Origin of the sequence: Cognatundibacterium luofuense (assembly GCF_018139685.1) — a bacterium.
GTDB lineage: Bacteria > Pseudomonadota > Gammaproteobacteria > Burkholderiales > Burkholderiaceae_D > Undibacterium > Undibacterium luofuense.
Map to the genome: position 1 here is coordinate 770546 of NZ_JAGSPN010000001.1, position 7670 is coordinate 778215.

A 7670-nucleotide genomic window follows, 5' to 3' on the forward strand; every position below is an offset into this window, starting at 1 on the left:
AATGATGTTCAATCGAGTCTGGCTGAAACAGCCACTGCGGGCGATTGCGCTTGCGCTCTTGCTGTCGCATTCCGCCGCTTTTTCTGCGCCCGTCGCCGCTTCTGTTAATACCGGAAGCATGGAGATAAATACCGATGCAGACTGGTGGAAACACGGTACGGTGTATTTTGTACTGACGGACCGTTTTGTTAACGGTGATAAAAGTAATGATGCCGCATATGGCCGGCAAAAAGACGGCGCACCGTTACGCTACTTCATGGGCGGTGACTTCGCCGGGCTGACAAAAAAAATCCGCGAAGGTTACTTTAATGCGCTTGGCGTTACTGCATTATGGGTTACGCCGCCAGTCGAGCAGATCCACGGTTATACCGATGAAGGTACGGGGAAATCGTATGGCTTTCATGGTTACTGGGCCCGTGACTTCACCACAACCGATCGTGCGCTCGGTAGCGAGGAAGCATTCCGTGAAATGGTTGATGCTGCGCATGAAAAAGGGATCAGGGTATTACTGGACGTGGTGATGAACCATGTCGGGCCGGTCACAACGCAGGACAGCGCCTGGCCGCAGGAGTGGGTCAGGGATGAACCGGTTTGCAGCTACCGTGATATTCCGACCACGGTGTCATGCGCACTGGTGAAAGGCTTACCCGACATCCGTACAGAAATGCTGACCAATGTCGCCCTGCCGCCTTTTCTGCTGAAAAAATGGCAGGAAGAGGGACGTTTGCAGCAGCAAATGCAGAGTCTCGATGCTTTTTTTCAGCGCTACCAGTTTGCCCGTGCACCGCGCTATTACCTGATGAGCTGGCATGCGGACTGGGTTCGCCGTTTTGGTATCGACGGTTTTCGTGCTGATACGGTCAAGCATGTAGAACCGGAATTGTGGGCGGAATTGAAGCGGGTAGCCAGTGATGCGTATGCTGAATGGAAAAAGAATAATCCGCAAAAAGTCCGCTTCGGGACACCGTTTTACATGGTTGGTGAAGCTTACGGCTATGGCATTCAGCAAAGGAAATTATTTCAAATGGATGGTGGCAGCAAGCTGGCATTGTTTGATGCCGGATTTGATGCATTGATTAACTTTTCGTTCCGCAGTGATATCAGCAAAGACGCCGAAGTTCAGTTTTCTGAATATCAACAATTCTTATCAAAGGATTTGCAGGGCGTCTCGGTTCTGAATTATCTCGCATCGCATGATGATGAACATTCGTTTGATCGTCAGCGCAAGTTTCCTCTCATGGCAGCGGAACGGCTGCTGCTCAGCCCCGGTGCTGCACAAATTTATTATGGTGATGAGTCAGGCCGCAATATGGACGATCCGGAAGCAATCGGCGATGCAAAACTGCGCTCGCCGATGAACTGGGATGATCTGACGCAGAAAACCAGAATTGCCGGCATACCTGCACCGCAAATACTCAAGCACTGGCAGTTGCTGGGGCAATTCCGCCAGCGTCATCCGGCAATCGGGGCTGGCGTGCATCAGCAAATTTCTTCTTTGCCGTATGTGTTCAGCAGACGTCTGAGCACGATAAATACGAAAGATGCGGTAGTGATCGCATTGGATGTAAATGCAGGTCAGCGCATTTTTGTCGGAGATGTTTTTCCGGCAGCGCAAAGATTAAAGGATTTTTACAGCAAACAATTACTACCGGTAAAAGATGGTTACCTTACTGTGCTATCCGCCAGTCGTGCTGTGTTGCTGGAAGGAGTGAATGAATGAAAGAATTTGTATTACTGAGTATCGCGGGACTGGCAATCTGCACAACAGCAGTTGCGGATGATCAGGTTCTGCAGGATTTTGCTCTGAAAAATAATGTGCTGTCTTTGCAGACGCAAAAAGGCAGTATTGAGATACGCATGTTACGCCAGGATATTCTGGAAAACCGGTTTGTTCCGAAAGGCAAATTCACATCCGTCGCACAGCCTTCACACGCAGTGCAACTGAGTACCGCGCTCAGTGGTATGCAGTTACGCCAGGACGCCGCCGTACTTCGCTTAAGTGCAGGACAAATGACGGTGGAAGTGCAGAAAGCACCGCTGCGTTTGCGTTATTACGCGCAGGGAAGATTTTTGTTTGAAGATATGGTCTCAGACCGTAGCGAAGAGGGGATGCCTGTCACTGAACTGATGGTACGTCCGGATGAGGTATTGTACGGTGGTGGGGCGCGCGCACTTGGCATGAACCGGCGCGGACATCGTCTGCCTTTATACAATAAAGCTCACTACGGCTACGAAGAGCATTCGCTGCAAATGAATTTTGCGATGCCTTTATTTTTGTCATCACAAAAATATGCAGTGCATTTCGACAATCCGGCAACTGGCTTTCTGGATCTGGATAGCAAGAAAGATAATCGTGTTTCATACGCTGCCAGCGGAGATGTCAGAACATATCAGGTTATCGCCGCTGAGCAATGGCCGCAATTGATGGAGGCATACACCGCCCTGACCGGCCGCCAGCCGTTGCCTGCACGCTGGACGCTGGGCAATTTTGCGAGCCGTTTCGGATATCACTCGGCTGAAGAAGCCTTGCGTACAGTGGCTTTGTTCCGTGCAGAGAAAATTCCGCTGGATGCGATAGTGTTTGATCTGTTCTGGTTTGGTAAAGAAGTGAAGGGGACAATGGGGAATCTGGCATTTGACCCGGATAACTTTCCTGATCCTGCCGGCATGATGGCGAAGCTGAAAAAACAGCAGGTACGTACCGTGCTGATTACAGAACCATTTATTCTGACCTCATCAAAGCGCTGGGAGGAAGCGAAGCAGAACGCTATTCTCGCAACAGGCAAAGATGGTAAGCCATACGAATATGATTTTTATTTCGGACATACCGGCCTGATCGATATCACAAAACCTGCAGCGCGCGACTGGTTCTGGCAGCGCTACGCGGAGTTAAAAAAACTCGGTGCCGATGGCTGGTGGGGCGATCTTGGCGAGCCCGAAGTACATCCTGATGATATTCAGCATGCAGGCGGCTCTGCAGCACAGATACACAATATCTACGGCCATGAATGGGCGAAGCTGATTGCAGAAAAAACCGCGCAGTCTGAGCCGAAAGAACGTCCGTTTATTTTAATGCGTGCGGGCTATTCCGGTTCGCAGCGCTTTGGCATGATTCCTTGGTCAGGCGATGTGAATCGCAGCTGGGGAGGATTGCGTTCTCAGCCGGAAATTGCTTTGCAAATGGGGATGCAGGGTATGGCTTATATGCATTCGGATCTCGGTGGTTTTGCCGGTGCTACAGATGATGACGAACTGTATACGCGCTGGCTGCAGTACGGCGTTTTTCAGCCGGTATTCCGTCCTCATGCTCAGGAAGAGGTTCCTGCGGAACCGGTGTACCGTCGTGATGCAGCTAAAGCGCTTGCAAAGTCTGCTATCGAACTGCGTTACCGCTTGCTGCCGTACAACTATACGCTGGCATTTGAAAATCATCGCAGCGGTATGCCGCTGATGCGACCACTGTTCTTTACCGAAGCTGGCAGTGCCACGACGCAGATCACTGCCAGTGCGTATTTCTGGGGTAATGATTTTCTCGTTTTTCCTGTTCTGAACGCAGGTCAGAAAACGATGCAGGTTAGCTTTCCCCAAGGTCATGACTGGATAGATTTTTACAGCGGTGTTCGTTACAAGGGCGGTAGTCAGCATGAGCTGACACTGAATACGGATACCATTCCGGTATTCGTGAAATCCGGTGCAATGATACCGATGGCAGAAGGATTGCAGAGTACAGAAGATTTTCGTGTTGCGGATCTTAACTGGCATATTTACCCTGTGGCCGCCGGTCAGGTGCAAGCAGCCACAAGTCAGTTCTATGACGACGATGGTAAAACCAGAATGGCTTGGGAGCAGCAGGCATATGCGCTGACGCATGTTATCCAACAACTGACAGCAGAGGGTGTGGTGCTGTCAGTATCTGAAAAGGCCGGGAAGCGCTACCGCTCTGTTCCCCGCAAGTGGACCATGTATCTGCACGGTGTGACGCAACCGCCACGGGCAGTCTACGTTGATCAAAAGTCTCAGCCGTTCAGTTACGACAAAGAAAAGAAAACGCTGCGTTTTACGCTGACTTTTGCACCCGGTAGTCAGCATCAGATCCGGTTGCCTGGTCTGCAGCAGGCGCGGGGTTGATAGGCATGCTGGCAGCACTGTGGTAAATTGCTGCCAGTTTTCATTCCGGCAAGTTGTCCGGCACATCTCAGTTTCATCAGGGCCGTTGTATGACCGAACATCAGAATCCGCTTTTACCAGTAGTTGCTTTATCCGGTGGCCCTCGGCTGATTGCCGATATCGGCGCTACCCATGCGCGCTTTGCGCTGGAAACTTCGGTCGGTCATTTCGAACATGTGCAGGTGCTGCCTTGCGCGGACTATGCAGGCATTGTTCCGCTGATTAAATCGTATTTATTACAGGTGCCGAACGTCAAAATTCAGCACGCCGCTTTCGCGATTGCGAATCCGGTGGATGGCGACGCGGTACAAATGACAAACCGTGACTGGCGTTTCTCGATTGAATCCGTGCGCCGTGAATTCGGGCTGTATACGCTGTTGATTGTGAATGATTTCACGGCGCTGGCAATGGCGCTGCCTCAGCTGCGAGCCAACGACATTTTGCAGATTGGTGGCGAAGCACCCGTGGCAAAATCGGTGATCGGCGTGCTCGGGCCCGGAACCGGACTCGGGGTATCCGGCTTAATTCCGACAGCGGACGGTTTTGTCACGCTGGGTTCGGAAGGTGGTCACGTTAATTTTGCTCCATGTGACGAACGTGAATACGGGGTGTTGCGATTTGCATGGAAGGAATGGCAGCACGTTTCGGCTGAACGTTTGATTTCAGGTCCCGGGATAGAGCTGATTTATCGTGCGCTTGCGCAATTACAGGGGCAACCGGATGTCGCAATCTCTTCGCGCGATATCGTTGAAAAAGCCGTGCACGATCAGGATGCTTTGTGCATGGAAGTGATCGAGGTTTTCTGCGGTATGCTTGGCAGTTTTGCTGCAAATCTTGCGGTGACGCTTGGTGCACTTGGCGGTATCTATATTGGTGGCGGCATCGTACCCCGCATTTTGTCGCTGTTTAAACAATCCCAGTTCCGGCAGCGGTTTGAAGCCAAAGGGCGTTTCAGCCAGTATCTGCGCCAGATTCCGGTGTATGTGATTACTACACAAATCCCGGCGTTTTACGGGGTATCAGCGATTCTGTCTGAGCATTTGCGTGGTAAATCCGGTGATAACGGTTTGCTGGACCGGATTCAGCAAATTTTGCCGGAACTGACGCCGGCAGAGAAAAGAGTTGCGTCACTCGTGCTCGATAATCCGCGTACCGTGCTGAACGAAGCGATTGCTGAGATTGCACGTCTGGCGGATGTCAGTCAGCCCACAGTAATCCGTTTTTGCCGCTCCTTAGGGTTTGCGGGTCTGGCAGACTTTAAACTGAAATTCGCCAGCAGCCTGACAGGCACGATTCCGGTTCGTCACAGTCAGGTAAGGCGCAGTGACAGTACCCATGATCTAAGCGCGAAAGTTATTGATAATACGGTTTCCGCCATTCTGAGTTTTCGCGATCAGCTGGAAGTGCACGCGATAGAGCATGCGTTGTCTCTGCTGCGTCAGGCGCGCAAAATCGAATTTTATGCGATGGGAAATGCGCGTGCCGTCGCTCTTGACGGGCAGCATAAATTTTTCCGTTTCCGGATTCCGACTGCTAATTATGGTGACGCGCATTTGTTCATGATGGCCGCGGAGATACTTGGTCCCGGAGATGTTGTCATCGCCGTATCTAATTCAGGTAAATTACCCGAAATCGTCAAAGCAGCAGAAGTTGCGCTGAAATCAGGTGCCAGCGTAATTGCGATCGCGCCGCAGCAATCACCTCTGGGAAAGCTGGCGACGGTATGTCTGGCAGTGAATCATACAGAAGATAATGCCACTTTCCTTTCAATGATTTCACGGATATTACAACTACTGCTGATTGATATTCTGGCGGTTGGCTTATCGATGGATAATGCATCCGCAAATGTTGTCGCAGAGAGTGGCCGTATCAGCCAGCTGTTGATTTCACATCTGGATAACTGACGCGAATGCGTTAGTGGCATACAATGACGCACTTTTATCTGATCTGACGATTATGCGTCTTCCACGATTTATCCAGGCGCTGTTAGGAAAACAGCGCAGCGAATCCGGCCCTGCAAGCCAGCACATCAGCCAGTCAGTTTGCCATCAGGCAGGCGACCCCTTATTGCTGGAAATGTTACGTACTGCACTGACTGCACAAGGCGATTCTGTAACGCTGGCGGATGGATTCCTGACGGCGTCCAATCAGGTTTCGGTCAGTATGCTGGCAAAGGAATCGGTCGCACTTGGTGCAGACCGGTATCGCACTGCGATTCGTGTAACTGTATCGCATCCACAGTGGTTTCCTGATGGGTTGACCGAATATCAGCATGCGCTGGGTAAAACAGAAGCAGACGCTTTCGCCGCCTGCATTCAGCAATGGCTGGCGCAGGACTGGATCGTTATCGCTGATGCAGTGCGTGAGACGCCAGGAGATTGTGCGGTGATTGAATTACCAGTCAGCGGATCGACAGAGGGGCAGATTGCCGGATATCGTCAGATATTGCTGGGACCGGTCGCACATTTGGTTCAAAAGCCATCCGGAAAAAAAGAAGCGCATCCGTTTTGTCCCTGCTGTTTTATGACAGAAGCCATGGACCATCTGCACAAAGAGTTGCAGAGTCAGACAACGATTGAAATACGTTTTTTTGTTTCGCGTGATCAGAGTGGAAAACTGGCGGTAGACTGTCGCGCAAACGGTGAAAATCTGGATGCGCTGGTGCCAGCGTTGACCACATATGCTGAAGGCTGGCCGCAACAGGGGCTTGAATTTCGTAAGCAATTTGTGGTGATTCGTACGTCCGCACTCAGCTCGAAAACTGCTGAACATCCTGCGGCAAAATGAATAAAGTAAATCTCTTGTTGATGCGCTTTGTGATCCTCGCTGTATCAGCATTCGTCGCAGTGTTGCTTGCGCTTCTGCCTTCTTTGTTTGTGCAGTATGCGTTGCCGTTCGCCGATCAATGGTACAGCGGCCTTTCGCATGAGCGGCAAGAGACGATATTGTGGCTTCTGCGTGTGCTGATTCCTTCACTCGGTATTTTTGCGGTGCTAGCCGGGCTTTTTCAGATCATCAGCAGTGTAAAGCGCAAGAAAAACAATGCAGATTATCTAACTCCGTAGTTGTGTTTGCATCAGGTATCGAGAGTAGGAAGTTTGTTAAGAATTGCAGGCAATAAAAAAGGCAGAGTAAAAACTCTGCCTTTTTTATTGTGTCGCCTGAAATGGTTTATTTCAGGAACTGCTCATTACCCACCATACCGATCTTGGTTACACCCAGACGCTGTGCCGAGGCCATCACCGCAGCAACCGATTTGTACTCTACGACCGCATTCGGGCGCAGATGCACTTCCGGCTGATTCGGCTGCGCTGCTACTTCACTCAGCTTCGCTTCCAGTTCACCACGGGTCGGTACTGCTGCTCCGTTCCACAACACCGTGCCGTCAAAGTCCACGTCGATGTTAATCACGACTGGTTCTGTGGTCGGCGGGCTCGATGGTCCGGTCGGCAGATTCAGGTTGATCGAGTGGTTCTGAATCGGGATCGTAATGATGAACATGA

Annotated in this window: 6 protein-coding genes; 5 read left to right on the top strand and 1 reads right to left on the bottom strand. The window is 51.1% G+C overall.

Annotation, left to right across the window (positions count from 1 at the left end):
- Position 1: 1 nt before the first annotated feature.
- The 5 genes from KDM89_RS03490 (at position 2) to KDM89_RS03510 (ending at position 7232) form a co-directional block, all read left to right on the top strand.
- A complete protein-coding gene (locus KDM89_RS03490; RefSeq protein WP_230427629.1) occupies positions 2-1720 on the top strand; it encodes an alpha-amylase family glycosyl hydrolase in 1719 nt (572 codons plus the stop codon).
- Positions 1717-4128: a glycoside hydrolase family 31 protein gene (locus tag KDM89_RS03495; RefSeq protein ID WP_212686523.1), complete on the top strand. Its 2412-nt coding sequence runs from the start codon at positions 1717-1719 to the stop codon at positions 4126-4128. Before KDM89_RS03490 ends, KDM89_RS03495 begins: the two co-directional genes overlap by 4 nt.
- A gap of 89 nt (positions 4129-4217) precedes the next feature.
- Positions 4218-6071: a glucokinase gene (locus tag KDM89_RS03500; protein ID WP_212686524.1), complete on the top strand. Its 1854-nt coding sequence runs from the start codon at positions 4218-4220 to the stop codon at positions 6069-6071.
- Positions 6072-6123: 52 nt separating this feature from the next.
- Positions 6124-6954 carry a DUF6348 family protein gene (locus KDM89_RS03505; protein ID WP_212686525.1) on the top strand — a complete coding sequence of 277 codons (831 nt, stop codon included), beginning with the start codon at positions 6124-6126 and terminating at the stop codon, positions 6952-6954.
- The gene (locus tag KDM89_RS03510) at positions 6951-7232 is read left to right on the top strand and encodes a hypothetical protein (protein ID WP_212686526.1); all 282 of its coding nucleotides are present in this window, start codon (positions 6951-6953) and stop codon (positions 7230-7232) included. Before KDM89_RS03505 ends, KDM89_RS03510 begins: the two co-directional genes overlap by 4 nt.
- A gap of 106 nt (positions 7233-7338) precedes the next feature.
- Here KDM89_RS03510 and KDM89_RS03515 read toward each other — a convergent pair.
- Positions 7339-7670, bottom strand: a 332-nt coding sequence (locus KDM89_RS03515; RefSeq protein ID WP_212686527.1) for an ExbD/TolR family protein, incomplete at its 5' end; no start/stop codon positions are given.